The following is a 26,253-nucleotide window of genomic DNA, read 5'->3' on the forward strand; positions in this document are numbered from 1 at the left end:
GCCCGCCTCGGATTCGGGCTGTCGCGCGACCTGTTCGACCGCTATGCGGCCCTGTTCGGCCCCGACACCATCCGGGTGCTGAGACGTCCGCAAGGCAGCGGCACCGCCCCGGTCGCCTGTGCCGCGCACTGGATGATGGACCAGTGGTTCGGCGGAAGCCCGGTTCCGGTACAGGCGGTCGCCATGGTCGCGGTCGATCCCGCCCTGCGCGGCGCCGGCCATGGCAAGGCATTGATGCGCGCGCTGCTGATGGAGGCGCATGCCGCCGGAGCGGTCCTGTCCGTCCTCTGGCCCGCCACGCTGCCTTTCTACCGCGGGCTCGGCTTTGGGTGCGGCGGCGTCGCCTGCCAGTGGAGCGCACCGCCCGCCGCCTTCGCCGCGCCGGTTTCCCGCGCCTCTGTCCTCCGTCCGGCGGACCCGCTCGACGCCGACCCGCTGGTCCCGCTCCGTCGTCCTTTGCTGGCCGACGCGAACGGGTTGCCGGAACGGACGGAGGCGCTGTGGTCGCTGGCCCTCTGTCTGGACGGCGATTCGGCCGACCTCTTCCGCGACGAGGACGGATACATCGCCATCATGCCGCCGCGGGATCGGCGACTCGCGGTCGCCGACCACTGCCTGCCCTCGGGCTCCTCGCTGGGCGGGGCCATGAGCCTGCTGGCGGGCTTCCGCGCCCAGGTGGACCGGGTCACATGGTCCGGCGGCCCCGACGACCCGCTGGCGCTCCGGGCCGGTGACGGCTTGCGGCTGGACGGACGGGAAGAATGGCTGGCCCGCCCGTTGGACGTTGCGGCGGCGTTGGAGAAACGCGGCTATCCGGCGGGCCTCACGGAATCGGCCGATTTCGAGATAAGAGATTCTCTAATTTCCGGCAATTGCGGACGGTATCGCGTTGAGGTTGTCAATTCCAGAGGGATTGTCTCCAAAATCGAACAAGTTGTCGAAACGCCTGCCAGGATGGAGATCGGCACCTTCGCCAGTCTGTTCACCGGACACACAAGCGCTCGCGCATTGTGGCGGGCGGGTTTGCTTGATGGTGAGGAAGAGATGATCGGCCGGCTGCAGCGCATATTTTGCGGCGCGGCATCCTGGATGCCCGACCGCTTCTAAATAAGGCCGTTTCCTGACCTGAATCAAACCGCACGTTAACCCACCTGTGGTTCAATCGGGCAATGATCGGGAGAAAAAGCGTCTCCGAAAGGGCGACGCGAGCGGGGAGTCCACCATTCATGACGATCGGAACGCGGATCGCGCTTGGCTTCGCCACCGTGCTGCTTCTGACGGTTGGCGTGGCGTTCGTCGGCTGGAACAGCCTCGGCACCTATGCCGAGCGTGTCGATCTGGAGGCCCATACCGCCGATCTCGACACGCGGCTGAAGTCGGTGCGGCTGGAAGAGGCGCGCTTCGTGACCGAGCGCGACGCCAAGGCCGCGGCCAATGTTCCGGGCATGCTCGACGCCCTGCAGGCCGAAGCGCAGGATACCCGCGCCGCACTCGCCGACGGCGAAGGCCGGCGCCTGCTGGACGAGGTGCGTTCGGGCATCGACGGCTACCGCGCCGCCTTCTCCAATTTCGTCACCCAGGATGCCGAGGCGCACGCCCGCACCGACAGCATGGAGACGCGCGCCCGCGCCCTGCGCGAGATCGCCGAGAAGATCGGCAAGCAGCAGTCGGAACGCTATGACCTGAACATGGCGAGCAAGGGCGCCGCCGACGCCGAACTGCGCCATGCGATGGACACCGCCGAGCGCGCCAACCGCGTGATCGAACGGGTGCTGGAGGTCCGCCGCCGGCAGAGCGAACTCCGCCGCGCTCCCGAGGAGGCGCTGGCCGCCGAGATCGTGGAGGCGCTGGACGAACTGGTGCAGACCACCGGCACCGTCGCCAAGGATCTTGTCGGCACCAATGACGAGGCGCTGGCCGCCCGGATCGCCGACGACACCCGCGCCTACCACGACACGGTGCTCTCCTTGCGCGGCCGGGGTGCGGCGGCGCTTGCCGATGCCGGGGTGGCCGCCGGGCTGGACGAGGCCGCCCGCGGCGTGCAGGAACGTGCCGTCGAGCTTCAGCAGAACCAGGCCATCGTGACCGAGGCGTTGCGAGAGGCCTCCAATTTCGCCCAGAGCGAGGTGAACGAGGCGGTGATGCTGCGCGGCCTGGCGATGCGTCTGGTCCAGGGCGCCCAGGCCGCGATGCTGGGCCAGCGCGATTTCCTGCTGGCCGAAACCGGGGAATCCGCCACCAGCGCCCAAGCGGCGGCCGTCGCCGCTGTCCGGGAGATCCTCGCCATCGCCGGGCAGGCCGGGGCCGTGCTGGTCGACCAGGAAGGACGCGCGCTGATCGCCGCCATCACCGACGCCGCCCGCGCCTTCGACTCGGAATTCGCCGCGCTGTCGACCGCCGTCGCCAAGCAGCGCGAAGCGTCGGCCGCCATGGCCCAGGCCTCCGCCGCGGTCAGCGGGCAGGTCGGCCGTCTGGTCACCCTCCAGCGCGAAGACCGCGAAGCCGGCCGCGCCAGCGCCGGGATGGTCATCGCCATCGGTGCGGCTGTCGCCCTGCTGCTGGGCGCGCTGATGGCCTGGATCATCGACCGTGCGATCACGCACCCGCTGCACGCCATGACCGGCGCCATGGGCCGGCTGGCCGAAGGCGACCTGACCGTCGAAATCCCCGGCGGCGACCGCAAGGACGAGCTGCGCCACATGGCCGACGCCATGACCATCTTCAAGGAGAATGCACTGGAGATGCAGCGGATGGAGCGCGAACGCGAGGAGATGCGCCTCCAGATCGATGCCGACCGGCGCCGCACCATGAACGAGTTCGCCAACGGCTTCGAGCAGGCGGTGTCCGGCGTGGTTATGTCGCTGACCGAGTCGGCGGGGTCGCTGGGCCGCGACGCGCAGGAGATGTCGTCCGATGCGGCCCTGACGACCGCCAAGTCCACCGCCGTCGCCACCGCCTCGCAGCAGGCGACGGCGAATGTCCAGACCGTCGCCGCGGCGGCGGAGGAGCTGTCCGCCTCCATCGCCGAAATCTCGCGCCAGCTGAACGCCAGCTCCGCCACCGCATCCGGCGCCGCCGACAAGGCGGTGCAGACCAACAGCATCGTCGAGGGCCTGTCGCTCGCCGCCGAACGGATCGGTCAGGTCGTCGGGCTGATCGGCGAGATCGCGGAACAGACCAACCTGCTGGCGCTCAACGCCACCATCGAAGCGGCCCGCGCCGGCGAGGCCGGCAAGGGCTTTGCCGTGGTGGCGACGGAGGTGAAGAACCTCGCCGGCCAGACTGCCAAGGCAACGGAGGAGATCTCCGCCCAGGTCGCGGAAATGCAGAACGCCACCTCCAGCGCCGTGGCGGCCATCCGCACCATCTCCGACGCCGTGACGGCCATCAGCGGCACCGTCACCGACATCGCCTACGAGATGGAACAGCAGGGCAGCGCCACGCGGGAGATCGCCCACAATGTTCAGCAGGCCGCGGAAGGCACCCAGGAGGTGATGCGCAACATCGCCGAGGTGACCACCGCAGCGACCAAGACCGGCGGTGCTGCGGATGCGGTCCTGGATGCCAGCCGCACGCTGACCGCCCAGGCCGACCGCCTGCGCGGCGAGGTTCAGGGCTTTCTCGACAAGGTGCGGACTGCGTAGCTGTTTCCGTGCGATCAGATCGGTTCGGGCCTTTCCGCTCGAACCGATCACGCTTTAAGCGGCCGCAGAGGCCGACCATCGCTGGATGGGGGCGCGGGACAGGGACGAGTTGCCGTAAGCCCGCAGCGTGGTGACCTCCGCACCGATCCAGTCAGGCAGCGGAACGGTCTGGTCGGGGTCTTCCAGTTCGACCTCCGCAATGATCAGACCGGTGTTCTCCCCGTGGAAGACGTCGATTTCCCAGCACAGGCCGTCCCGGCAGTGGCGGTAGCGCGTCTTGTCGATCACCCGCCCGTCGCAGCTATGGAGCAGCAGGCGGCGAGCAAAATCCAGCGACAGGGGATGTTCGATCTCCTCGCGGCAGGCACCCCGCTTCAAGGATTTGATGGTGAGCGTCGCACGGTCGCCGGCGATGCGGACGCGGACCGTGCTGGTGCCGTCTGACGGCAGATATCCCTGGACGATTCGCACGCCGTCCCGGCAGAGGTGCCGGACGTCTTTGCGGACCAGGAATCGCCGCTCGATTTCCAGTGCCATAGCTAGGCCCTTCGGACGAGTTCGCCGCGGACCCTAGCTGAAAGTCACATCAGCCTTCAACCTCGCTGCCCTGTGTGCGGCGCAACCGAGACCGCCTGCAGCCGTGCCATGCCGTGACGATCGGTCGCAAACGCTCCGCCATCGGTGCTATCCTGGAGCGATGAACGCCGATTCCTCCGCCAACGGTCTCTGGGCAGCCATTCCCTGGCTGGTCCTGTTCGCCTTCTATGGGTTGCCGCTGCTCCATGTGGCGCTGTCGCGCCGCGGTGGCGGCTGGCGCCCGCCCGCCGGATCACGCTGCCCCTTCGGCCCGCGCGCCGGCTGGCTGGTGATGGTGTTGATGCTGGGGCCGGTCGGCTGGCTGATGTTCGCCCTTCGCCGGCCCCGCCGTGCATCAAACGGACAGACCGCCCGATAGGCCGCGGATCAGATCCGGCCCATCAGCAGCAGAACGATCAGGACGATCAGCAGCACGCCGAGGATGCCGCTGGGACCGTAGCCCCAGCCGCGGCTGTGCGGCCAGGCCGGGACGGCACCGAGAAGCAACAGAATCAGGATGATGAGCAGAATGGTGCCGAGCATGGCCTTCTCCTTTCTGGTGGATCTTTCGTGACAGGCAGGTGGAAGCGAAACGGGTATTCGCGGCCATTGTTCCTGTCCGGCTCGAACATGCCCATCCACCACCACCAAGGGGTGACTCGGCCCTTGCGACGCCCCTGAACGCGATGCCTGCGGATTTCCGGCCGGCGGCCCCTGTTGACGGCATGGTTGCGGCAGCTTAGGCTGTCGCCATGGTCATGCATCGCTTCGACGGCATTCTGCGAATTAGCGGCCCGGTTCTCCTTTGAGAGCCGGGGATTTCGCTCGTCCATTCCGCAGAACCGTCTGAAGGACCGATCACTCCATGTCCGTCACCGTGAAGACCACCGCTGCATCCGCGTCGGATGCGCGCGCCACCGCGCCCGGTCGCCGGGTCGCCTTTTCCCTGGTCGCCGATGCCGATCCCGGCACCCTGCCCCGCATCCTGGAATTCGTCGCGAAGCGCGGACTGGTCCCGCTGGCCCTGCACAGTCGCCTGACTGACGATACGCTCGCCATCGCCATGGAGGTGGGTGACCTGCCCCAGGCGGAGACCGACCATATCGGCCGTTGCCTGGGACAGATCCCGATGGTGGCGCGGGTGAGCGTCGCGGAGCTTGCCGTCACCGCGTCCGCCGCGGAGCTGGTGGCGGCGGAATAGCGGCGGCCAAAAGCTCGCCGCCCAAGCGGAAGTCCGGTCAGACCGGCTTCCGCGGCTCCTCTTCGGACGCTGCGACTGTGTCCGACGGCTGCGCTTCGGGAGCGGTTTCAGCCCCGGACTCGGCCCCCGGTTCCGTGATCTCCGTACGCATCAGTTCCGCGGCACTCTGCAGCTTGCGGAACTGGAGGACGGAGAAGGGCAGCATCGACAGATAGGCCAGCCCGACGATGGACAGAGTCCACCAGGGCTGGCTGACCAGCATCGCCGCCAGCAGGCCGACGCCGGCCAGCGCCGGCACCACCCATTGGGCCGGCACGCGGGCGCCCTTGAAGGAGAAGGTCGGCAGGGTGCTGACCATCAGTCCGCCGATCAGCAGGGTCCAGGGCACGATCACCGCCGGATGGCCGAGGAATTCGGGCCCGATCTCGAAGCCCAGGATCATCGGCAGCAGCACGAGGCCGGCGCCGGCCGGCGCGGGTACGCCGGTGAAGTAGTTGTAGGCCCAGGGCGGCAGATCGACCACGCCGAGTCGCGAATTGAAGCGCGCGAGACGCAGCGCGCAGCATACCGCATAGGCCATGGCGGCGATCCAGCCCAGGCTGCCGGCCCCGTTCAGCCCCCACAGATACATCATGAAGGCGGGCGCGACGCCGAAGCTGATGGCGTCGGACAGGCTGTCCAACTCCTCGCCGAACTTGCTCTGGCCATTCAGCAGCCGGGCGATCCGGCCGTCCAGCGCGTCCAGGATGGCGGCGATGACGATGGCGATGACCGCCGGTTCCCACCGCTCCTGCATGGCGAATCGGATCGCGGTCAGGCCGGAGCAGAGCGCCAGCACCGTCAGCACGTTCGGCAGCAGGTGGTTGATCGACAGCCCCTTCAGCCGCGGATGCGGCCGGCCGGGGCGGCGCGCCCGGCGGGGACGGAAGATCTGCTGGCGGAAGACGGGCGGTCGTTTCATCAACGCACATCTCCTTGCCGTTGCGCTTCCATCCCGTCCAGGTCGGCCAGGATCGTCTCGCCGCCGATCGCGGTCTGACCGACGCAGACCAGCGGGGCGACGCCGTCCGGCAGATAGATGTCGGTGCGGCTGCCGAATCGGATCAGGCCGAACCGCTCGCCGGCCTTCACCTGCTGCCCGGCCTTGACCCACCACAGGATGCGGCGCGCCACCAGACCGGCGATCTGGACATAGGCGATCTCGCGCCCGTCGGGCAGGCGGTGGCGGAAGGCCATCCGCTCGTTCTCGTCGCTGGCCTTGTCGAGGGCCGCGTTGACGAAGGTGCCCTTGTGGTATTCGGCCGCCACGATGGTGCCGTCGGCCGGCACGCGGTTGACGTGGACGTTGAAGACGTTGAGGAACACGCTGATCCGGGTCATGGGCTTGTCGCCCATGCCCAGTTCCTTCGGCGGCACCGCCTGGACGATCATGGTCACGCGCCCGTCGGCCGGGCTGACCAGCAGGCCGGGCCGGGTCGGCGTCACGCGGTCGGGATCGCGGAAGAAATAGGCGCACCAGAGGGTGAGAATCAGCCCGATCCAGCCGAGCGGCGCCCAGACGGCAAGACCGAGAACCAGGGAGACTACCGCGAAACCGGCGATGAAAGGCCAGCCGGCACGGTGGATGGGGACGACGACGGTATCGATGGCGGACATCGCCTGCTTTCTTCGTTTTTTCAGACCACAGCGAACAGCCATTCTAGACGCGCGTTCCGAGCCTTTACAGATTTTTAGCGGGCAGAGCCCATGCTGTCGTCTCAATCGCCCCAAAAGCCGAGCGTACCGCCTTGTCCGTTCCCGATCTGAAGACCATTCAATCGCTGGCCGAGGTGCCCGACGGCGCCCTGCCGATCAGCCCCGGCTCCATCGAGATGACGCCGGAAGGCGTGCTGGGCATCGCCAAGCCGCCGCGCCCCTGCAAGCTGACCTTCATGGCCGACGGTCTGCCCTTCAACGTCGCCGTCCGTCATGAGAGCGAAGAGGAAGGCGGCGGGTCGATCTGCCAGATCTGGGCCGATGTCGGCCATGTGCCCTACACCGCCCAGGCGCCGGAGCGTCGCCGCGCCCTGCTGGCCGTCCTGCGCGGGATCGAGGGGCTGCCCCATGTCCGCTTCATCGTCCAGGGCGGGCAGAAGATCATCCTGTTCTCGGAAATCAGGCTGGAGCACCACGCCTCGCCCGAGGATCTGTTCCACCAGACGACCCTGGTCCTGCAGGAAGCGCGCCCGTTCCTGCGACTGCTGGGCGAGTATCTGTAAGCGGGACGGCTGTGAGCGGGGGGCTGTAAACGGGAGTGCCGGACGTCTTCAGCCCTCCGGCCAGAACGCCTCGTCCATCATCCCGGCGAAACCCCATGGGCACTCTGCCGGGAAGACCGCTTCGTCGAAGCCTGTTTCGGCGGCGGCATCACGCCGCGCCAAGCGGTATGCGTCGGCAATCGACTCGTCGAGTTTCGATTTGAGGCTTGGATTGTCGCGCAGATGAGTCTCGATCTCGTCGCGACTGTTGGCAACGGACAGACCCCAGGAGTTCCCGCACCGCGCCGGCTGATGCGCCCACTTCAGCAGATGGTGCAAGAGCACGCGCAGCCGGCTGACCAACTCGCGCTTCTCGGTCTTGCCCATGCTCTCGATCTCCTCGGCGATGTGCTCGATATCCGCCGCGTCGAGTTTGCCGGCCCGGAGAAGGGCCGCCTGTTCGTTCGCCCAGGCGTAGAAATCGCGGTCGTAGAGGCTGCTTCCGTCCATGGCCGACCTCCCCACATCACCGCCGCGCGGGGCGCGGGCCGAAGGGATTCTCCCCCGGCCCGCGCCCCGCCGGTATCGCTTACTTCGGAACCTTGCCCTGCACGCCCTCGACGTACCAGTCCATCTTCAGGATCTGCTCGTCGGTGGCGGTCTTGCCTTCCGGGATCACGACCTTGCCGGACTGGTCCTTGACCGGGCCCTGGAAGGAGTGGCGCTTGCCGGAGACGATGTCGGCCTTGAGCTGATCGGCCATCTTCACGACGTCGGCCGGGATGGCCGGGTTGTAGGGGGCCAGCTCGACCATGCCGGTGTTGATGCCGCCCCAGGTGTCGATCGGCTGCCAGGTGCCGTCCAGCACCGCCTTGACGCGCTGGACGTAATAGCCGTTCCAGTCCTCGATGATCGCGGTCAGGTGCGACTTCGGACCGAAGCGGGTCATGTCGGACGACTGGCCGACGGACCACAGCCCACGCTCCTGCGCGGTCTGGATCGGGGCCGGGCTGTCGGTGTGCTGGACGATGATGTCGGCACCCTGGTCGATCAGCGCCTTGGCCGCCTCGGCTTCCTTGCCGGGGTCATACCAGCTGTTGACCCAGACCACGCGGACCTCGGCCTTCGGGTTCTGCTCGCGCAGGGCGATGGTGAAGGCGTTGATGCCGCCGACCACCTCGGGAATCGGATAGGAGGCGACATAGCCGATGATGTTCGACTTGGTCATCTTGCCTGCGATGGCGCCGATCACCGTACGGCCTTCATAGAAGCGGCCGGAATAGGTCGCGACGTTCTCGGCCCGCTTGTAGCCGGTGGCATGCTCGAACTTCACGTCGGGATAGCGCTTGGCCACCTTCAGCGTCGGGTTCATGAAGCCGAAGGAGGTGGTGAAGATCAGCTTGTGGCCGCTGGCGGCCAGCTGCTCGATCACGCGCTCGGCGTCGGCGCCTTCCGGCACATTCTCGACGAAGGTGGTGGTGACCTTGTCGCCCAGCTCCTTCTCCACGGCCAGACGGCCCTGGTCGTGCTGGTAGCTGTAGCCGTGGTCGCTGATCGGGCCGACATAGACGAAGCCGACCTTCAGCTTGTCCTGCGCCAGGGCGGAGCCCATGCCCACGCTCAGCGCGATCGCGGCGCCGGCCAGACCCAGCACCGCCTTGCCCATCGTCCTTCTGTTCACGTCGAAGCTCCTTATGCTTGATATCTCTGTGATATGGGCTTTGTTTCGATTTCAAAACGACGCGTCAAGCATCGGGATGAAACAGTTTCCCCAGACAGGCCGGCGCGTTCAGGCGGATGCGGGCGACGTCCCGCGAAATCAGCACCAGAACGAGGACGGTAGCCAGATAAGGCAGCATGGACAAGAGCTGCGAAGGCACGTCGATGCCCAGCCCCTGAACGTGCAGTTGCAGGATGGTGACGCCGCCGAACAGCCAGGCGCCCAGCATGGCGCGCACCGGCTTCCATGTGGCGAAGACCACCAGCGCCAGCGCGATCCAGCCGCGGCCCGACGTCATGTTCTCCGCCCACATCGGCGTGTAGTCCATCGACAGGAAGGCGCCGCCCAACCCGGCCATCGCACCGCCGAACAGCACGGCGAGGAAGCGGATGCGCAGCACCTTGTAGCCCAGGGCGTGGGCGGCCGTGTGGTTCTCCCCCACCGCGCGCAGAACCAGCCCGGCGCGGGTGCGGTAGAGGAACAGGTGGACCAGCGGCACCGCGGCGATGGCCAGATAGACCATGATGTCCTGGCCGAACAGCGCCTGCCCGACCACCGGCAGCTCGGTCAGGCCGGGGATGTATACCTTGGGCAGACCTTCCAGCGGGATGCCGACGAAGCCCTGCCCGATCAGAGCCGACAGGCCGACGCCGAACAGGGTGAGCGCCAGCCCGGTCGCCACCTGGTTGGCCAGCAGGAACAGGGTCAGCACGGCGAACAGCGAGGCGGTGGCGGCGCCAGCCAGCGCCGCGATCAGGAATCCGGTGACGGCGCTGCCGGTCTGGATCGTCACGGCGAAGCCGCAGACCGCGCCGACCAGCATCATGCCCTCGACACCCAGGTTGAGGACGCCCGACTTCTCCACCACCAGTTCGCCCAATGCCGCGAACAGCAGCGGCGTCGCCGCGGCGAACATGGCGGCCAGGATCGGGCCGATCAGGGCAAGGTCGTTCATGCCTCCGCCCTCCGCGCCCCGAAGCGGACCCGGTAGCGAATCAGCACGTCGCTCGCCAGCAGGAAGAACAGAAGCATGCCCTGGAAAACTCCGGTGATGGCCTTGGGCAGGCCCAAGGCGATCTGCGCCGCCTCGCCGCCGATGAAGGACAGCGCCATCAGCAGCGCCGCCAGCAGGATGCCGACCGGATGCAGGCGGCCCAGGAAGGCGACGATGATGGCGGTATAGCCATAGCCCGGCGAGATGCCGGCCGTGACCTGCCCGATCGGGCCGGCGACCTCGCCCATGCCGGCGATCCCGGCCAGCGCCCCCGACAGCAGCAGGGTCAGCCAGACGATGCGCTTCTGGTCGAAGCCGGCATAGCCGGCGGCGGCCGGGGTCAGGCCGATCACCTTGATCTGGAAGCCGACGAAGGTCCGCGCGATCAGCAGCCAGCCGCCCGCCACCGCCAGCAGGGCGAACAGCGCGCCCAGATGGACGCGGGTGCCCGCCCACAGGATCGGCAGCACGGCATCCGATTCGAACAGGCGCGACTCCGGGAAGGCGAAGCCGTCGGGATCGCGGTAGGGGCCGTGGACCACATAGTTCAGCAGCAGCAGCGCCACGTAGTTCAGCATCAGGCTGGTCAGGATCTCGCTGGCATTGAAGCGCAGCCGCAGGAAGGCGGGAACCGCCGCCCAGGCCGCACCGCCGACCGCACCGCCGACCACCATCAGCGGCAGCAGCCACCAGCCGCCCTCGCCGTAGAAGGCCAGCGCCAGCCCGCCGCCGGTGATGGCGCCCAGCGTCAGCTGACCCTCGGCACCGATGTTCCAGACATTGGCGCGGAAGCCGATGGCGAGGCCGACGGCGCACAGCACCAGCGGGGTCGCCTTCACCACCAGTTCGCCCAGCCCGCGCACCGAGGTCAGCGGCGCGATGAAGAAGGCATGGAGCGCCTTGACCGGATCGAATCCCATCGCCAGGAACAGGATGAAGCCGCTGAGCAGGGTCAGCGCCACCGCCAGCAGCGGCGTGACGTAGACCATGGTCTTCGACGCCTGCCCGCGCGGTTCCAAACGGATGAGGCTCATGCGGCGTCTCCGGCAATCACGAAACCATCAGACCGCACGCGTGATCTCCCCGTCTTCGTCCGGCGGCGTGCCGAACAGGCCGCCCATCAGCAGGCCGATGCGTTCCACCGTCGTCTCGTGCGTCGGACGGCTGTCGGACAGGCGGCCGTGGAACAGCACGGAAATCCGGTCGCTCAGCACGAACAGCTCGTCCAGATCCTGGCTGATGACCAGGACCGCGGCGCCCGAGCGGGCCAGCCCGATCAGCGCCTTGTGGATCGCCGCCGCGGCGCCGGCATCGACGCCCCAGGTCGGCTGGCCGACGACCAGCAGCTTCGGCTTCTGCAGGATCTCGCGGCCGATGATGAATTTCTGCAGGTTGCCGCCCGACAGCGACCGCGCCTCCGCCCGGTATCCATGGGCGACCACGTTGAAGCCGCGGATGATCGATTCGGCATAGGCCCGCGCCCGGCCGAAATGGACCATGCCGCCGCGCACCAGCTTTTCGCGGGCGTAGCCCGACAGCAGCGCGTTCTCCGACAGGCTCAGTTCCGGCACGGCGCCGCGGCCCAGCCGCTCCTCCGGCACGAAGGCGAGGCCGAGCGAACGGCGCGCCCGCGGCCCCAGATGCCCGGCCGGCGTGCCCTCGATCACCACGGCGTCGGCGTCGGCGATCAGCGTCTCGCCGCTCAGCGCGGCCATCAGCTCCGCCTGCCCGTTGCCGGCGACGCCGGCGATCCCCAGGATCTCGCCCGCCCGCACCTCGAAGCTGACGTCCTTCAGATTGGTGGCGAAGGGATTGTCGGAGGTGGTGGAGAGATGGCGCACCGACAGGCGGGCGGCCCCGGCGACACCCTGCGGCGGCCGTTCGGGCGTCGACAGCTCCGCCCCCATCATCATCTCGGCCAGGCTGCGCGCGGTCTCCTGCCGCGGGTCGGTGGCGCCCACCACCCTGCCGGCCCGCAGGACGGTGGCGCGGCTGCACAGGGCGCGGATCTCCTCCAGCTTGTGCGAGATGTAGAGGATCGTGCAGCCCTCCGCCGCGAGGACGCGCAGCGTCTCGAACAGCTTGGCAGCCTCTTGCGGCGTCAGGACCGAGGTCGGCTCGTCCATGATCAGCAGCTTGGGATCCTGCAGCAGGCAGCGCACGATCTCCACCCGCTGCCGCTCGCCCACCGACAGGTGGAAGACATGGCGTTCAGGGTCGAGCGCAAGGCCATAGCGTTCGGACACGCTGCGGATGCGGTCGGCCAGCACGTCCATCCGGCCGGCATCGTCCAGGCCGAGCGCGATGTTCTCCGTCACCGTCAGCGTGTCGAACAGCGAGAAGTGCTGGAACACCATGCCGATGCCCAGCCGCCGGGCGCCGGCGGGATCGGGCACCCTGGTCTCCCGCCCCTGCCACAGCATGGTTCCGGAATCGGGGTGCAGCACCCCGTAGATCATCTTGACCAGGGTGGATTTGCCGGCGCCGTTCTCACCCAGCAGGGCATGGATCTCGCCCGGCTGGAGGACGAGATCGACATGGTCGTTGGCGAGGCATCCGGGGAATCGCTTGGTGATGCCGCGCAACTCCAGGCGGGGCGGCGGAGCGTCCGGGGGAAAGGTCTCGGCGTGCGAAGGCAAGGAGGGAAAATCCGGGAAAAGGTCAAACCTGTATGGCAATGCCAAAGCCGTGCCACCGCTACCAACAGAGTAATCCGGTGGCACCACCGGCCGTCAACACCCGATCCTCTGCCTTAACACAGTGCATTTGCCGCTTTGGTCATCATGCCACAATCCACGGCGGCAACCCAGCCTTTCGGCCAGGGGCTTTTTGCGATGCGGCAAACCCTTGCCAGACGGCCCGATCGGCCCAACACTCCGGACGGTCGGCAGTTCGGCCGACCGGACAGGGTGGAGGCAAGGATGTCGGCGGGTTTTGCGGTTCTAGACCGGCGGAGCGTTGTGGCGGTGACGGGGGAGGACCGCAAGGCCTTCCTGCAGGGGCTGGTGTCCAACGACATGCTGCGCGTCACGCCCGACCATGCCGCCTATGCCCTTTTCCTGACCCCGCAGGGCAAGTTCCTGCATGATTTCACCATCGTCGAATCGGCTGCCGTCGAGTCGGGCACCACCGAGTCGGGTGCGGAGGCGTCTGCGGCGCTTCTGCTCGATCCCGAGACGGACCGGCGCGCCGACCTGATGCGGCGGCTGAAGATGTACAAGCTGCGTTCGAAGATCGCGCTGGAGGATCGGACCGAAGCGCTGCGCGTCGCGGTGGCCTTCGGGGACGGCGCGCTGGCGGCGCTGGGACTGCCGGCGGAGCCGGGCGCGGCACGGCCCTTCGGCGGCGGCATCGCCTTCACCGACCCCCGCCTGCCGGCGCTGGGCGCCCGCCTGTTCCTGCCGGTGGAAGGCGTCGCGGCGCTGGAGGAGGCGGGGCTGCCGCGACGCGATGCCGCGGACTACGACCGCCTGCGCCTGTCGCTCGGCGTACCGGACGGGACCGGCGACCTGGTTCCTGAGAAGTCGATCCCCCTGGAGAACCGGATGGACGCGCTGAACGCCATCTCCTGGGACAAGGGCTGCTACATGGGGCAGGAACTGACCGCCCGCACCAAGTACCGCGCACTCATCAAGAAGAAGCTGTTCCCCGCCGCCATCGACGGCCCGGCCCCGGAGCCCGGCACCCCGGTGACGCTGGACGGCAAGGACGCCGGCGAAATCCGCAGCGTCCGCGACGGCGCGGCACTCGCCCTGCTGCGGCTGGAGGATGTGCAGCGCGCGGCCGAAAAGGGGCTTGCCTTCCAGGCCGGTCCGGCGACGCTGACGCCCAGCGAGCCGGGCTGGGATACTACCACGAAGGGCTAGCCGCACACCGAAAGAGTTCACGGAAGGTGAGATCAAACGGGGCTTCGCGCTGTTGTACCGGTGTCCTTCGACACAACGACAAAGGAGCCACCTATGCGTCGCACCCTGATCGCCACCGCCGCCTCGCTGGCTTTGCTCTCCGGCGCTGCCGTCGCGCAGACCACCTCGCCGACCGTAGGCAATCCGTCCTCCTCGACCTCCAGCATGTCGAACACCGCGTCGCCGGACAGCGCCACCACCGGCAGCACGGCCGGCAGCTCGGCCACTTCCGGCGCCATGGGCGGTCAGCTGGCCAGCGCCGAGGAACTGATCGGCAAGACCGTATACGGCCGCGACAACGAGAAGATCGGCGAGGTCGAAGACATCATCCTCGACACCAATGGGAAGGCCAAGCAGCTGGTGGTCAGCTCGGGCGGCTTCCTCGGCATCGGCGACAAGGAGGTTGCGGTCGACTACACCGCCGCCGAGTGGGATTCGCAGAACAACCGCCTGAACCTCGCCGGCATGAGCCGCGACGACATCAAGGCGCTGCCGGAGTTCAAGTACGACGACACCATGACGTCGCTGAACAAGAGCCGGAAGCCGGCCGATGATGAAAAGATGGCGCCGGGCGCCGCTCCGACCGGTGCCACGACGGGCACCACCGGCACCACCGGCACCACCGGCACCACCGACGGCAGCACGGCGAAGTAAGGGCCGTAGCGGGCTCGTAGCGGGCTTGGGGAGGTCGGACCTCATCCTACCTCCCCTGCCGGGCCTCACCCCCGCAGCAGATCCACGAAGCGCCGGCAGGCCAATATCTCCGCCCGCACATTGGCGCGGCGCTTCGTGGCCTCGGCATCCTCGCCCCACTGCTCGATCTGGTAGGTCTCGTCCAACTGCGAGACCTCGAAGGCCTCTTCCGCACCGAGGCGGCCTTCCAACAGGGCCAGCGCCACGATGATCGAACCGCAGACGCCCGTCGCAGTCTGCAGTGCCGACAGGTACCAGTCGTCGGTCTGCTCCACCACCCGGCGCAGGGCGGCAAGCGCCTCCTCGGGCTGCGGCTTCGGCATCAGCCCGGCGCAGACGTGAAGCGGCGCGTCATAGGTCAGCGCCGCCCAGTCCAGCAGCGGCTGCCACAGCTGGGCCTGACGGTCCACCAGCGGCTGCGGATGCTCGGCGCGGTAGCACAGCAGGTCGGTGCCGGCATAGGCGCTGATGGCCTGGACGATGTCCGGCCGCTTGGCCGGGATCAGATCGACGGCGGTGCTGGACAGCTGCATCAACGGCATGGAATGGGCGTCGATCTGGTCGCCCTGCGCCGCCCATTCGTCCGCCACCCCCTGGGCCAGCGGCCGGCTGGGGAAGACCAGCGGCGCCTTGGCCGGGCTGCGCACCGGGCGGCCGTCCAGCTCGACCCGGAAACCGCCCTCGGTCTCGCCGATCCCCGCCGCCTTGTAGAAACGCTTCATCGCTTACCCTTCCAAAAGCTCCAGCACCGCGGTGGCGACATCCCGCCCGCGGTGGACGATGCGGTCCGCCCCGGCCCGCTCCAGCTCCGGCACCGCATGATACCCCCAGGAGACGCCGACCGACCGCACCCGCGCATTGCGGGCCATCTGAATGTCGTAGGTCGTGTCGCCGATCACAACCGTGCCCGCCTCTTCCGCGCCGGTCTCCGCCAGCGCGCGGTGGACCATGTGCGGATTGGGCTTGCCGGGACCGACATCGGCGGTCTGCAGCGTGACGAAGCGCCCGGTCAGACCATGGACCTTCAGCACCGCATCCAGCCCGCGGCGCGACTTGCCGGTCGCGACGCCCAGCAGCACGCCCGCCTCCTCCAGCGCCGCCAGCGTGTCGACGATGCCGGGAAACAGCGGCTCGTCCACCTCGCCCCGCCCGCGCGCCGCGGAGAAGGCGCGCTTGTAGCTCTCGGCCACCGCGACATGGACCTCGGCGTCGTGCGTCGGCAGCAGCAGCGACACCGCCTCCACCAGCGACAGCCCGACCATGCGGCGGACCTCCATCGGGTCCGGCTCGCCCAGCCCATGGTCGGCCCAGGCCTGGGTCATGGCGTCGATGATGGCGAACTGGCCGTCGACCAGCGTGCCGTCGCAATCGAACAGGGCCAGTCGCAGCGGCGGTCTGCCCGCAGCCGGCATCACTCGAAATCCTCGAACGGATCGTCGCGCAGGTTCGGGCTGAAGCCGAAATACTTCCAGGTCGCCTGCATGTGATCGGGCAGCGGGGCGGTGACGTCGATGGTCTTGCCGCCGCGCGGGTGCGGCAGGATCAGCCGGCGGGCGTGCAGGTGCAGCTTCTTCGCCACCTCCGCCCCGGCCAGGAAGGCGCCCTGCCCGGCATATTTGCCGTCGCCGAGGATCGGCGTGCCCACCGCGGCCATATGGACGCGCAGCTGGTGGGTGCGGCCGGTCAGCGGCCACATGGCGACGAAAGCCGCCTGCTTGCCGACATTCTCCTGCACCGAATAGACGGTGACCGCGCGCTTGCCCTCTTCCTTGTTCTCCGCCACCCGCTCGCCATGGGGACCGCCCTCCTTGGCCAGCGCGAGGTCGATCTTGCCCTGGTAGGGCTTCGGCACGCCGACGGTGGCGGCCCAATAGATCTTGCGCACCGCGCTGCCGCGGAACATCTCCGTCAGCTTGCTGGCGGCGAAGGTGGTGCGGGCCAGCAGCAGGACGCCCGAGGTGTCCTTGTCCAGCCGGTGGACCAGCTTCGGCCGCTCGTTGCCGTCGAAGCGCAGGGCGTCGAGCATGGCGTCGAGATGCTTGGAGGTGCCGGTTCCGCCCTGCACCGCCAGCCCGGCCGGCTTGTTGATGGCGATCACGTCGGCGTCGCGGTAGAGCACCAGCGCCTGCAGTTCGGCGATCTGCTTGTCCGACATGCCCTTGGGCTTGCCCGCCCCCGGGTTCGGACCCTTGGCGGGAGCCGCCCAGGCGGCCAGCGGCGGAATGCGCACGCCCTGCCCCGCCGCCAGCCGCGACGACGTCTCCGCCCGCTTGCCGTCGATGCGGACCTGGCCCGTGCGCAGCAGCTTCTGGAGGTAGCTGTGGTTCACGTCGGGGAAATGCCGCTTGAACCAGCGGTCGAGCCGCATGTCGGCCTCGTCGGCGGTGACGATGCGGGTTTCGACCTTGCTGTCGCCCTTGGCTTCGGCCGGCGTGGTATCGGCGTGGTCGGCGGCGGGATTGGGAGAGTCAGTCATCAGAGGGACACCGAAACAAGAGAACGCGCGGCCCACAGGCCGGCAAAGAAGCCCAGCACGCTGAACAGCGTCGAGGCGAGGAAGTATCCCGCCGCCGCGGTGAACTCGTCACGGGCGACGAGGACGCCGATGTCCAGCGTGAAGGAGGAGAAGGTGGTGAAGCCGCCGAGCACGCCGACCAGCAGCAGCGCGCGCAGCTCCGGCGACGGCGACCAGATCAGCGCCGCCAGTTCCGACAGCACGCCCATCACCGTGCAGCCGATCACGTTGACGACGATCGTCCCCACCGGAAACCGGCTGCCGGCCCACTGCATGATCGCCAGCAGCATCAGATAGCGCGCCACCGATCCGGCGGCGCCACCGATGGCGACGGCAAGCAAGGAGAGGGGGGATGCGAGCACGGCGCCTCCGGTTCAGCGCAGGATGATGGGAATGGGGATCGGGCGCCGGATTAGAGCCAGAAACCGCGCCACTTGTCACGCGATGGACAATGGCGGCAGGATCGTCGGCATGGAAACGCTCCCCCACGACGCCGCCCTGCTGATCGTCGACCTGCAAAAGGCCATCGACGACCCGCGCTGGAGCCACGCCGGCCCGCGCAACAACCCGCAGGCCGAGGCCAATGTCGCCGCCCTGCTGGCCGCATGGCGGCGGGACGGGCGGCCGATCGTCCACATCCGCCACGATTCGACCGATCCGGCCTCCGCCTACCGCCCCGGAAGTCCCGGCCATGCCTTCAAGCAGGAGGCCGTGCCGCTGCCGGGCGAGACGGTGTTCGGCAAGCGGGTGAACAGCGCCTTCATCGGCACGGCTCTCGACGAATGGCTGCGCGGCCGCGGCATCGGCACGCTGGTGGTGGCCGGGGTCATCACCAACAACAGCGTCGAGGCCACCGTGCGGATGGCCGGCAACCTCGGTTACGACGTGCGTCTGGTGGCCGACGCCTGCTTCACGTTCGCCAGGCATGACCGCTCGGGCCGGCTGCGCACGGCGGACGAGGTGCACGACCTGTCGCTCGCCAACATGGACGGCGAGTATGCGGCGGTGGTGGAGACGGCGGAGGTGTTGGGATAACTCCCTCTCCCAGGGTGGGAGAGGGAGGGCTTTACTGCAGCTTCGCCTTCAGGAACTCCACCGTGCGCTTCCAGGCCAGATCGGCGGCCTCCTGGTTGTAGCGCTCGGCCGAGGTGTCGTTGTGGAAGGCGTGGTTGACGCCCTCGTACATGTGGATCTGATGTTCGACGCCGGCCTTCTTCAGCGCCTCGTCATAGGCGGGGATGCCGGCGTTGATGCGCTCGTCGAGCCCGGCATAGTGCAGCATCAGCGGCGCCTTGACGGCGGTGACCAGCGCCGGATCGGGCGCCGGGCCGTAGAAGGCGACGCCGGCCCCCAGGTCGGGCGCCTTCAACGCCAGCCGGTTGACCATGCCGCCGCCCCAGCAGAAGCCGACGGCGCCGATCTTGCCCGAGGAATAGCGGTAGGCCATCAGATGGCTCATGGCCGCGATCAGGTTGTTGACCGCCTTGTCGCCGTCGAGCTGGCCGATCATGTCGCGGGCCTTGTCGGGATCCTGCGGCGTGCCGCCCAGCGGAGACAGCAGGTCGGGCGCCAGAGCCACGAAGCCTTCGGTGGCGAGCCGGCGGGTGACGTCCTCGATATAGGCGTTCAGGCCGCGGTTCTCGTGGATGACGATCACCGCCGGAGCCTTGTCCGCCAGCTTCGGCCGGGCGAGATAGCCGGCAACATCGCCGGTCGCCCCCTGGAAGCTCACCCTTTCCGCCGCCAGACGGGTGTCATCCGCGCCGACGATGGCGGCGCGGGCATAGTTCGGCTCGATCGCCGCCAGGATGGCCGGGATCGCCGCCGCGCCGCCGGCCAGCGCCGTCAGCCGCTCCAGGAAGACGCGGCGCGGCAGCGGCGCATGGGTGTATTCGTCGTAGAGGTCGATGATACGCTGATCCATCCCCGATGTCCCCTGTCTTGCCTATGCCGCGGCTAAGCCGGTGCGGTCGCGCTTGAGAGTGGGGGCACGGCACCGGCTTGGCAACCGGGGGGGATGAGCGCTTTCGGCCTATGACGCCTCGGGCGCCGCCTCGGCCAGCGGGACCAGTTCCGACGGCTGGTATTCGACCAGCCGGCCGTCGCGCATCTCCAGAACCCGATCCATGCGGCGGGCGAGGTCCAGATTATGCGTCGCGACCAGGGCCCCCACCTTGGCCTGACGGACGATGGCCGACAGCATGGTGAAGACATGTTCCGCGGTGTGCGGGTCGAGGTTGCCGGTCGGCTCGTCGGCGATCAGCAGCGACGGGGCGTTGGCGAGCGCGCGGGCGATGGCGACGCGCTGCTGCTCGCCGCCCGACAGGCGGGCCGGACGGTGGGTGCCGCGCTGCTCCAGCCCGACCATGCGCAGAAGCTCGTCCGCGCGCTGCCTGGCGACGGATTTGGAAACGCCGGCGATCATCTGCGGCAGGACGATGTTCTCCCGCGCAGTGAATTCCGGCAGCAGATGGTGGAACTGGTAGACGAAGCCGATGGAGCGCCGCCGCACCTCGGTCCGCTTGCCGTCGTCCAGGTTCGACACGTCGGTGCCGGCGATGCGCACCGTGCCGTCCGTGGGCCGCTCCAGCAGGCCGGCGATGTGCAGCAGCGTCGATTTGCCCGCGCCCGACGGGCCGACCAGCGCCACCAGTTCGCCGGCGCCGACGGTCAGCTCGACCCCGCGCAGCACCTCCAGCGTCTCGCCCGCCTGTTCGAAGCGGCGGACGATGCCCGACAACTCCAGCATCGGCTGCATGATGGCGTCACTCATAGCGCAGGGCCTCCACCGGATCGAGCCGGGCGGCGCGCCAGGACGGGTAGATGGTGGCGGCGAAGGACAGGCCCAACGCCATCAGCGTCACCTGCACCACCTCGCTCCAGTCGATCTTGGCCGGCAGGTGGGAGAGGAAATAGATCTCGGCGTTGAACAGGTTGGTGCCGGTCAGGCTCTGGATGACCTGCCGGATGCCCTCGATGTTGAGCGCGAAGGACACGCCGAGCGCCAGCCCCAGCAGCGTCCCCGTCACGCCCACGCTGGCGCCGGACAGGAAGAAGATGCGCATGATCATGCCGCGCGTCGCCCCCATGGTGCGCAGGATCGCGATGTCGCGCCCCTTGTCCTTCACCAGCATGATCAGGCTGGAGATGATGTTGAAGGCCGCGACCATGATGATCAGCGACAGGATCAGGAACATCACGTTGCGTTCGACCTGAAGGGCGGTGAAGAAGCTGGCGTTCGACTGCTGCCAGTCGACCACCCGCCCTTCCCCGGCCACCGCCGACTGGACGGCGGCACGCGCGGCGGCGATCTGCATCGGATCGTCCACGAAGACCTCCAGCGAGGTCACGGCGTCTCCGGTGCGGAAGAAGGCCTGCGCCTCCTCCAGCGGCAGGAAGATGAAGCTGTTGTCGTATTCGAACATGCCGACGTCGAAGATCGCGCCGATGGGATAGCTGCGCATCCGCGGCACGGTGCCGAAGGCGGTGACGTTGCCCTGCGGCGCGATCAGCGTGATCTGGTCGCCGATGCTCAAGCCCAGCCGCTGGGCCATGCGCGAGCCGATGGCGATGCGGTCGTCCCCGAATTCCTCGGCCGAGCCGCGGATGACGTTGTCGGCGAGCGTCGGCCGCTTCCTGAAGTCTTCCGCCCGCACGCCGCGGATGACCGCGCCCGACGCGACGCCGCGCACCGACACCAGCGCCTGGCCTTCCACGGTCGGGGTGGCGGTGTTGACGCCGGGCGTGTTGCGCAGCTTGCCGGCCAGGATGTCGAAGTCCGGCAGTGGCCCGCCGCGCATGTTGTAGACGTTGAGGTGCCCGTTGAGGCCGAGCACGCGGCCCAGAAGTTCCGCCCGGAAGCCGTTCATCACCGCCATCACGATGATGAGCGTCGCCACGCCGAGCGCGATGCCCAGCAGCGAGAACCCCGCGATGACCGAGATGAACCCTTCCTGGCGGCGCGCCCGGAGGTAACGCATTGCGACCATGCGTTCGAAGGCGTTGAAGATCATGCGGCTGGGGTCCTGTGGGTGGGCTGGAACGATGCCCTACATAAGAACGTGAGCATGGCGGGAAAAGGGCGAAGCCCGGATCGCCGGGCTACGGGGATCCGGGCTTCCTCATCGGGTTAAACCGATCAGCCCAGCAGCTTCGCCAGCGCCGCCTCGACCGGCAGTTCTTCCTTCTCGCCGGTGGCGCGGCGCTTCAGCTCGACGACGCCGTTCTTCAGGCCGCGCGGGCCGACGACCAGCTGCCAGGGAACGCCGATCAGGTCCATGTCGGCGAACTTGGCGCCGGGGCGCTCGTCGCGGTCGTCATAGGCGACCTCCAGCCCGGCGGCCTCCAGCTTCGCGTACAGATCGCCACAGACGCGGTCGGTCTCGGCGTCGCCGGACTTCAGGTTGATCAGGCCGACGTTGAACGGAGCCACCGCGTCCGGCCAGATGATGCCGTTGTCGTCGTGGCTGGCCTCGATGATCGCGCCCATCAGGCGCGACACGCCGATGCCGTAGCTGCCCATCTCCACCGGGATAGACTCGCCGTTCGGGCCGGCGACCACCGCGTTCATCGGCTTGGAGTATTTGGTGCCGAAGTTGAAGATGTGGCCGACCTCGATGCCGCGGGCCGACACCAGTTCCGACTCCGGCACCGGGCTGTTGGCCGGGTCGTGCTTCTCGTCGGTCGCCGCGTAGATGGCGGTGACGCGGTCGAAGAAGGGCTGCAGGTCGTCCTCCATGCCGGGGGCGTCCTTCAGCACGTCCAGGTTCATCCAGTCCTTGTGGCAGAACACGCCGCTCTCGCCGGTCTCGGCCAGGATGATGAATTCGTGGCTCAGGTCGCCGCCGATCGGGCCGGTGTCGGCGCGCATCGGAATCGCCTTCAGACCCATGCGGGCGAAGGTGCGCAGATAGGCCAGGAACATCTTCTGGTAGGAGCGGCGGGCGCCGGCCGCGTCGACGTCGAAGGAATAGGCGTCCTTCATCAGGAACTCGCGGCCGCGCATCACGCCGAAGCGCGGGCGGATCTCGTCACGGAACTTCCACTGGATATGGTAGAGGTTCAGCGGCAGCTGGCGGTAGCTCTTGACGAAGGAGCGGAAGATGTCGGTGATCATCTCCTCGTTCGTCGGGCCGAACAGCATCTCGCGGTCGTGACGGTCGGTGATGCGCAGCATCTCCTTGCCGTAATCGTCGTAGCGGCCGCTCTCGCGCCACAGTTCGGCCGACTGGATCGTCGGCATCAGCAGTTCCTGCGCGCCGGCGGCGTCCTGCTCCTCGCGGACGATCTGCTCGATCTTGCGCAGAACCCGATAGCCCAGCGGCAGCCACGCATAGATGCCGGCGCTGGTCTGGCGGATCATCCCGGCCCGCAGCATCAGGCGGTGCGAGACGATCTGCGCCTCGGTCGGGGTCTCCTTGAGGGTCGGCATGAAGAAGCTGGACAGCCGCATGGCTCTGCTCTCGTGTGCGAGGTGTTCGACAAGGCCGCGCGCGCGGCTCTTGCGCACAGGAGCGGACGCGGCGGCGGGTGAGCGACTTTAGGAAGGTCGCCCCCGCTTGTCCACTGTAAGCCCCCGCATCCCTCCCGGCCGCTAGCGGGCGCGGCAATAGGCGTAGAGGCGATCCTCCGCTCCCGGATCGATCGGCTGGCCGTTGAGGTAGAGCCGGTCGCCGACGACGCTGAGCCAGACCGAGGTCACGTCGTCGGGCAGGAACGGCACCGACGGCAGGGCGATGCCCATCTGCCGGGCGAGATCGACCGACAGCGGCAGGTCGATGGGAATGGGCGGTTGCGCGCCGGCGCTGCCCGGCAGGTCGGCCGGCGCCACCGGGCGTCCCCTCACATCCACCCCCGGCCGGTATTCGACGTCGGCGGCCGGCACATGGCGGGTCAGCCGCTGGCACAGCGACAGGTCGATCACCGGCCGCTCGCGGGCGGCATCGGGGGTCAGCGGAATGGGGCCGGACAACTGCGGCGGCGATTGCGCCGATGCGGAGCCGGCCGCCAGAACCAGCATGCAGGCCGCCAGCCCGGCGCGCAGGGCCTTCGGCGCCGTCACAGCGTGTGCCGCTCGGCCTGCATGGCCGGGTTGCGCATGGCTTTCCAGTAGAGCGACAGGTAGGGCATTCCTTTTTCGGCCTCCTCCTGGGTCCGCGCCGACTGGCGGATGTATTTGCCGATGAAGGGCTTGTTCACATGCTCCAGGTCCACCGCGGCCTTCAGCACCAGGAACTCGCCGATCTTGTCCGGCAGATTGTAATGCCATTTCTGCAGACAGTCGGAAGTCACGCCCGGCTTCGCCTGTTCCGGTTCAGGCAGATGGAATTCCTGGTGATGGTACTGCGAGATCTCCTTCCACGCCTGGGCGACCCGGCCGGGCTTCAGCCGCGGCAGCGCCTTCAGGATGCGGACGTCGTCGTGGAACAACGGCAGGAAACCGCGCTTCTCCGCCAGTTCGGTCAGCATGATGTGCAGTCCGGCCATCACGCCGCCCTCCGCACCGCCGCCATGGCCGCCGTCGTTCCTCTCCTCGCGCTTGCGGCCGAACAGGGCGCTGAAAAAGCCCTTCTTCGGCTTGGCGCCGCCCCCGGCCCCACCGCCGTCCTGCCCGACCTTGCGCTCGTCCCACAGCGAATCCCAGGCATATTCCCAGGCGGTGAAGACGGCGTTGGAGCGGTCGTCGAGGACGGTCAGCAGATATTCGCGGCCCTCGCGCCCCCAATCGACGTCGCCGACGATGGCGCGGACCGGACGACGGCTGAGCACCACCGGCAGGATGCCGACGCGCACCAGTTCCTGATAGAATTCCACGAAGGACGGCGTCTGGATGAAAGGCAGCAGGGAGCAGGGCTGCTGATCCGGCGCCAGCAACTCCATGCTTTTCCTGGTCCGCTCCAACAGTTCGGTCGTCAGAACCGCGGCGAACTGATCGAAGCGTTCGTTTTCGTTCGCGGCCATCGGCGCCTCGACTGTCGTCCTTCTTCTAACGGCCGCCCGGGCGGCGCTTGCCTCCTGGCGGCGTTCCTGCCGCCGTGTTCGCCGGATAGGGGAAAACCCCAGGGCAGAGTTTATCCGAGCACGCTACCAAGGAAACCGTTAACGCTTTCTGGACCCGCAGCGGAAATCTTCTGTCCGCAGACAAACAATCGAGATAACGGATAAAGAAAGGCCGCGCGGCGGAACGCGGCGCGGCCTGTCGAGTTTAGGGAGGAATCGCCACCAGGCGTCGGAAAGGGAGGAAAACCTCCCTCATCACAAGGAAAAGAGTGAACCCGAGCTGCAGGCATGGCAAGCCTAAAACACGGGCAGAACCCTGCCATGCACAAAGTTTTTGCATTTTTGCCCAGCCCTTCGGCGATTGCCGCCGTTCTGACCGGAGCTTTGCTTATTTCATGGGCTCATACCCGCGATAGCCGGCGTCCACCGCGGCTTTCCAGGGCGGACTCTGCGCCAGGACGGCGGCGTGGACCGGGCAATCCGGCTGATGCGCGCCCGGCAGATAGCCCAGGCTCATCAGGAACTCGCCGACGATCTCGCCGCCGGTGAAGCGGAAGGTCCGCCCGAACAGCTTCACCCATTCGGCCTTGGTCAGGGGATGATGGGCGCGCAGCCAGCCGTCGAAGGAACCGTGGGTCTGGCGCAGGGCGATGATGCGGCGGGCATTCTCGATCACCGCATCGACCTTCAGGCGGTTGCGGATGATGCCGGCATCGGCCAGAAGCCGCGCCCGGTCCGCCTCGCCATAGGCGGCGACCCGGTCGATGTCGAAGTCGTCGAAGGCGGCGCGGAACGCCGCGCGCTTCTTCAGAATGGTCAGCCAGGACAGACCGGCCTGGTTGATCTCCAGCACCAGCCGCTCGAACAGCACCCGGTCGTCGCCGCTCGGGAAGCCGTATTCGCCGTCATGGTAGGGGCCGTGCAGCGGATGGCCGGGAGCGGCCGCGCAATAGGTCAGGCTCACCCCGCCTTCTCCTCTCCGGTCGGGTCAGTACATGTGCCGCGCCATCTCGCGGAAGGAGATGATCCCGGACCGCTCGACACCGAAGATCACCAGCCACACCAGCACGGAAACCACCGACGTGATCATGAACTTGCGCAGGATGCGCGGTTCGACCGGGGCGGAGGAGGCCATGCCGGGCTCCGGCTCGTCCGGCGTGCGAACGCCCCAGGGCAGCACCGCGAACAGCACCACCCACCACACGACGACATAGACGAAGAACGCCGTCACCCAGTTGTCCATCGTCCTCTCCGACGCCTCTCCTGTTCCCCTGCCCTCTCCGCGCGCCACCCGGCGGAGGGATCAGGCCTGCTCCAGTTCCACCAGCGTCCCGCAGAAGTCCTTGGGATGCAGGAACAGAACCGGCTTGTCATGGGCGCCGATCTTCGGCTCCCCGTCGCCCAGCACGCGGGCTCCCTGCGCCTTCAGGCGGTCGCGGGCGGCGAGGATGTCGTCCACCTCGTAGCAGATGTGATGGATGCCGCCGGACGGGTTCTTCTCCAGGAAGCCCGCGATGGGCGACTTCTCCCCGAACGGATGCAGCAGTTCGATCTTGGTGTTGGGCAGGGTGACGAAAACCACGGTCACGCCATGCGGCGGCAGATCCACCGGCTGCGACACCGCGGCGCCCAGCGTGTCGCGATAGAGCGCCGTCGCCGCCGGCAGGTCCGGAACGACGATGGCGACGTGGTTGAGCTTCCCGATCATGCGTGTCCTCTCGCAGGCTGTCCGTTCGGCCCATCAGCGGGTCCTGATAAGCCTGTTATAC

At 68.0% G+C, this 26,253-nt stretch carries 30 protein-coding genes; 8 read left to right on the forward strand and 22 right to left on the reverse strand.

Annotated elements, in window-relative coordinates; translation table 11 throughout:
• Positions 1-18: 18 nt before the first annotated feature.
• Together DM194_RS07805 and DM194_RS07810 are read left to right on the forward strand one after the other, a co-directional pair.
• Positions 19-1,107 carry a GNAT family N-acetyltransferase gene (locus tag DM194_RS07805; protein WP_246024319.1) on the forward strand — a complete coding sequence of 363 codons (1,089 nt, stop codon included), beginning with the start codon at positions 19-21 and terminating at the stop codon, positions 1,105-1,107.
• A gap of 119 nt (positions 1,108-1,226) precedes the next feature.
• Complete coding sequence (locus tag DM194_RS07810; RefSeq protein WP_111066701.1) at positions 1,227-3,644, forward strand: methyl-accepting chemotaxis protein; 2,418 nt, start codon at positions 1,227-1,229, stop codon at positions 3,642-3,644.
• Between the two features lie 54 nt (positions 3,645-3,698).
• On the opposite strand, the gene DM194_RS07815 is transcribed toward DM194_RS07810, so the two are convergent.
• Entirely contained in the window at positions 3,699-4,181 is a 483-nt protein-coding gene (locus tag DM194_RS07815) for a CYTH domain-containing protein (protein ID WP_111066702.1), read from the reverse strand.
• A 160-nt stretch (positions 4,182-4,341) separates the two neighbouring features.
• Between DM194_RS07815 and DM194_RS07820 the strand changes: the two genes are divergently transcribed.
• Positions 4,342-4,599: a hypothetical protein gene (locus DM194_RS07820; protein WP_111066703.1), complete on the forward strand. Its 258-nt coding sequence runs from the start codon at positions 4,342-4,344 to the stop codon at positions 4,597-4,599.
• A gap of 8 nt (positions 4,600-4,607) precedes the next feature.
• Here DM194_RS07820 and DM194_RS07825 read toward each other — a convergent pair whose 3' ends face one another.
• Entirely contained in the window at positions 4,608-4,763 is a 156-nt protein-coding gene (locus DM194_RS07825; RefSeq protein ID WP_082860756.1) for a DUF3309 family protein, read from the reverse strand.
• 322 nt (positions 4,764-5,085) lie between these two features.
• On the opposite strand from DM194_RS07825, the gene DM194_RS07830 reads away from it, so the two are divergent.
• On the forward strand, positions 5,086-5,421 hold the full coding sequence (locus DM194_RS07830) for a hypothetical protein (protein WP_111066704.1): 336 nt from the start codon (positions 5,086-5,088) through the stop codon (positions 5,419-5,421).
• Between the two features lie 37 nt (positions 5,422-5,458).
• On the opposite strand, the gene DM194_RS07835 is transcribed toward DM194_RS07830, so the two are convergent.
• Together DM194_RS07835 and DM194_RS07840 are read right to left on the reverse strand one after the other, a co-directional pair.
• Entirely contained in the window at positions 5,459-6,382 is a 924-nt protein-coding gene (locus tag DM194_RS07835) for a CDP-alcohol phosphatidyltransferase family protein (RefSeq protein ID WP_111066705.1), read from the reverse strand.
• The gene (locus DM194_RS07840; RefSeq protein ID WP_246024142.1) at positions 6,382-7,077 is read right to left on the reverse strand and encodes a phosphatidylserine decarboxylase; all 696 of its coding nucleotides are present in this window, start codon (positions 7,075-7,077) and stop codon (positions 6,382-6,384) included. Before DM194_RS07840 ends, DM194_RS07835 begins: the two co-directional genes overlap by 1 nt.
• Before the next feature lie 131 nt (positions 7,078-7,208).
• Between DM194_RS07840 and DM194_RS07845 the strand changes: the two genes are divergently transcribed.
• Positions 7,209-7,679 (forward strand): hypothetical protein, encoded by a 471-nt coding sequence (locus DM194_RS07845; RefSeq protein ID WP_111066707.1) that lies wholly within the window; start codon positions 7,209-7,211, stop codon positions 7,677-7,679.
• 48 nt (positions 7,680-7,727) lie between these two features.
• Here DM194_RS07845 and DM194_RS07850 read toward each other — a convergent pair whose 3' ends face one another.
• From DM194_RS07850 to DM194_RS07870, 5 genes are all read right to left on the reverse strand, one after another.
• Positions 7,728-8,168 (reverse strand): DUF29 domain-containing protein, encoded by a 441-nt coding sequence (locus DM194_RS07850; RefSeq protein WP_111066708.1) that lies wholly within the window; start codon positions 8,166-8,168, stop codon positions 7,728-7,730.
• A gap of 79 nt (positions 8,169-8,247) precedes the next feature.
• A complete protein-coding gene (locus DM194_RS07855) occupies positions 8,248-9,324 on the reverse strand; it encodes a BMP family ABC transporter substrate-binding protein (RefSeq protein ID WP_111066709.1) in 1,077 nt (358 codons plus the stop codon).
• A 79-nt stretch (positions 9,325-9,403) separates the two neighbouring features.
• Complete coding sequence (locus tag DM194_RS07860; protein WP_111066710.1) at positions 9,404-10,333, reverse strand: ABC transporter permease; 930 nt, start codon at positions 10,331-10,333, stop codon at positions 9,404-9,406.
• Positions 10,330-11,406 carry an ABC transporter permease gene (locus tag DM194_RS07865; protein WP_111066711.1) on the reverse strand — a complete coding sequence of 359 codons (1,077 nt, stop codon included), beginning with the start codon at positions 11,404-11,406 and terminating at the stop codon, positions 10,330-10,332. Before DM194_RS07865 ends, DM194_RS07860 begins: the two co-directional genes overlap by 4 nt.
• Positions 11,407-11,433: 27 nt before the next feature.
• Complete coding sequence (locus DM194_RS07870; protein WP_111066712.1) at positions 11,434-13,011, reverse strand: ABC transporter ATP-binding protein; 1,578 nt, start codon at positions 13,009-13,011, stop codon at positions 11,434-11,436.
• 282 nt (positions 13,012-13,293) lie between these two features.
• On the opposite strand from DM194_RS07870, the gene ygfZ reads away from it, so the two are divergent.
• A complete protein-coding gene (ygfZ, locus tag DM194_RS07875) occupies positions 13,294-14,238 on the forward strand; it encodes a CAF17-like 4Fe-4S cluster assembly/insertion protein YgfZ (protein WP_111066713.1) in 945 nt (314 codons plus the stop codon).
• Between the two features lie 93 nt (positions 14,239-14,331).
• Entirely contained in the window at positions 14,332-14,931 is a 600-nt protein-coding gene (locus DM194_RS07880; protein WP_111066714.1) for a PRC-barrel domain-containing protein, read from the forward strand.
• A gap of 65 nt (positions 14,932-14,996) precedes the next feature.
• Here DM194_RS07880 and DM194_RS07885 read toward each other — a convergent pair whose 3' ends face one another.
• The 4 genes from DM194_RS07885 to crcB are packed head-to-tail and all read right to left on the reverse strand — an operon-like array spanning position 14,997 to position 17,847.
• Complete coding sequence (locus tag DM194_RS07885; protein ID WP_111066715.1) at positions 14,997-15,692, reverse strand: ATP12 family chaperone protein; 696 nt, start codon at positions 15,690-15,692, stop codon at positions 14,997-14,999.
• A 3-nt stretch (positions 15,693-15,695) separates the two neighbouring features.
• Entirely contained in the window at positions 15,696-16,382 is a 687-nt protein-coding gene (locus DM194_RS07890; protein WP_111066716.1) for an HAD-IA family hydrolase, read from the reverse strand.
• Complete coding sequence (locus DM194_RS07895; RefSeq protein WP_111066717.1) at positions 16,382-17,446, reverse strand: RluA family pseudouridine synthase; 1,065 nt, start codon at positions 17,444-17,446, stop codon at positions 16,382-16,384. The genes DM194_RS07890 and DM194_RS07895 overlap by 1 nt, the downstream gene beginning before the upstream one ends.
• Positions 17,446-17,847, reverse strand: a complete 402-nt coding sequence (gene crcB / locus DM194_RS07900) for a fluoride efflux transporter CrcB (protein ID WP_111066718.1) — start codon at positions 17,845-17,847, stop codon at positions 17,446-17,448. The genes DM194_RS07895 and crcB overlap by 1 nt, the downstream gene beginning before the upstream one ends.
• Positions 17,848-17,956: 109 nt before the next feature.
• Here crcB and DM194_RS07905 point away from each other — a divergent pair, with 109 nt between their 5' ends.
• Positions 17,957-18,520, forward strand: a complete 564-nt coding sequence (locus DM194_RS07905; protein WP_111067830.1) for a cysteine hydrolase family protein — start codon at positions 17,957-17,959, stop codon at positions 18,518-18,520.
• 31 nt (positions 18,521-18,551) lie between these two features.
• On the opposite strand, the gene DM194_RS07910 is transcribed toward DM194_RS07905, so the two are convergent.
• From DM194_RS07910 to mce, 9 genes are all read right to left on the reverse strand, one after another.
• The gene (locus tag DM194_RS07910; RefSeq protein ID WP_111066719.1) at positions 18,552-19,409 is read right to left on the reverse strand and encodes a dienelactone hydrolase family protein; all 858 of its coding nucleotides are present in this window, start codon (positions 19,407-19,409) and stop codon (positions 18,552-18,554) included.
• A gap of 108 nt (positions 19,410-19,517) precedes the next feature.
• Positions 19,518-20,258: an ABC transporter ATP-binding protein gene (locus DM194_RS07915; RefSeq protein ID WP_111066720.1), complete on the reverse strand. Its 741-nt coding sequence runs from the start codon at positions 20,256-20,258 to the stop codon at positions 19,518-19,520.
• Positions 20,251-21,498 carry a lipoprotein-releasing ABC transporter permease subunit gene (locus DM194_RS07920; protein WP_111066721.1) on the reverse strand — a complete coding sequence of 416 codons (1,248 nt, stop codon included), beginning with the start codon at positions 21,496-21,498 and terminating at the stop codon, positions 20,251-20,253. Before DM194_RS07920 ends, DM194_RS07915 begins: the two co-directional genes overlap by 8 nt.
• A 125-nt stretch (positions 21,499-21,623) precedes the next feature.
• Entirely contained in the window at positions 21,624-22,937 is a 1,314-nt protein-coding gene (gene proS / locus DM194_RS07925; RefSeq protein ID WP_111066722.1) for a proline--tRNA ligase, read from the reverse strand.
• A gap of 141 nt (positions 22,938-23,078) precedes the next feature.
• Positions 23,079-23,546 (reverse strand): hypothetical protein, encoded by a 468-nt coding sequence (locus DM194_RS07930; protein WP_111066723.1) that lies wholly within the window; start codon positions 23,544-23,546, stop codon positions 23,079-23,081.
• Complete coding sequence (locus DM194_RS07935; protein ID WP_111066724.1) at positions 23,543-24,445, reverse strand: hypothetical protein; 903 nt, start codon at positions 24,443-24,445, stop codon at positions 23,543-23,545. Before DM194_RS07935 ends, DM194_RS07930 begins: the two co-directional genes overlap by 4 nt.
• 427 nt (positions 24,446-24,872) lie before the next feature.
• Positions 24,873-25,448 (reverse strand): DNA-3-methyladenine glycosylase I, encoded by a 576-nt coding sequence (locus tag DM194_RS07940; RefSeq protein WP_111066725.1) that lies wholly within the window; start codon positions 25,446-25,448, stop codon positions 24,873-24,875.
• A 24-nt stretch (positions 25,449-25,472) separates the two neighbouring features.
• A complete protein-coding gene (locus tag DM194_RS07945; protein WP_111066726.1) occupies positions 25,473-25,727 on the reverse strand; it encodes a DUF1467 family protein in 255 nt (84 codons plus the stop codon).
• A 60-nt stretch (positions 25,728-25,787) separates the two neighbouring features.
• Entirely contained in the window at positions 25,788-26,192 is a 405-nt protein-coding gene (mce, locus tag DM194_RS07950) for a methylmalonyl-CoA epimerase (protein ID WP_109086263.1), read from the reverse strand.
• Positions 26,193-26,253 lie beyond the last annotated feature (61 nt).

It is taken from the genome of Azospirillum ramasamyi (assembly GCF_003233655.1).
GTDB classification, from domain to species: domain Bacteria; phylum Pseudomonadota; class Alphaproteobacteria; order Azospirillales; family Azospirillaceae; genus Azospirillum; species Azospirillum ramasamyi.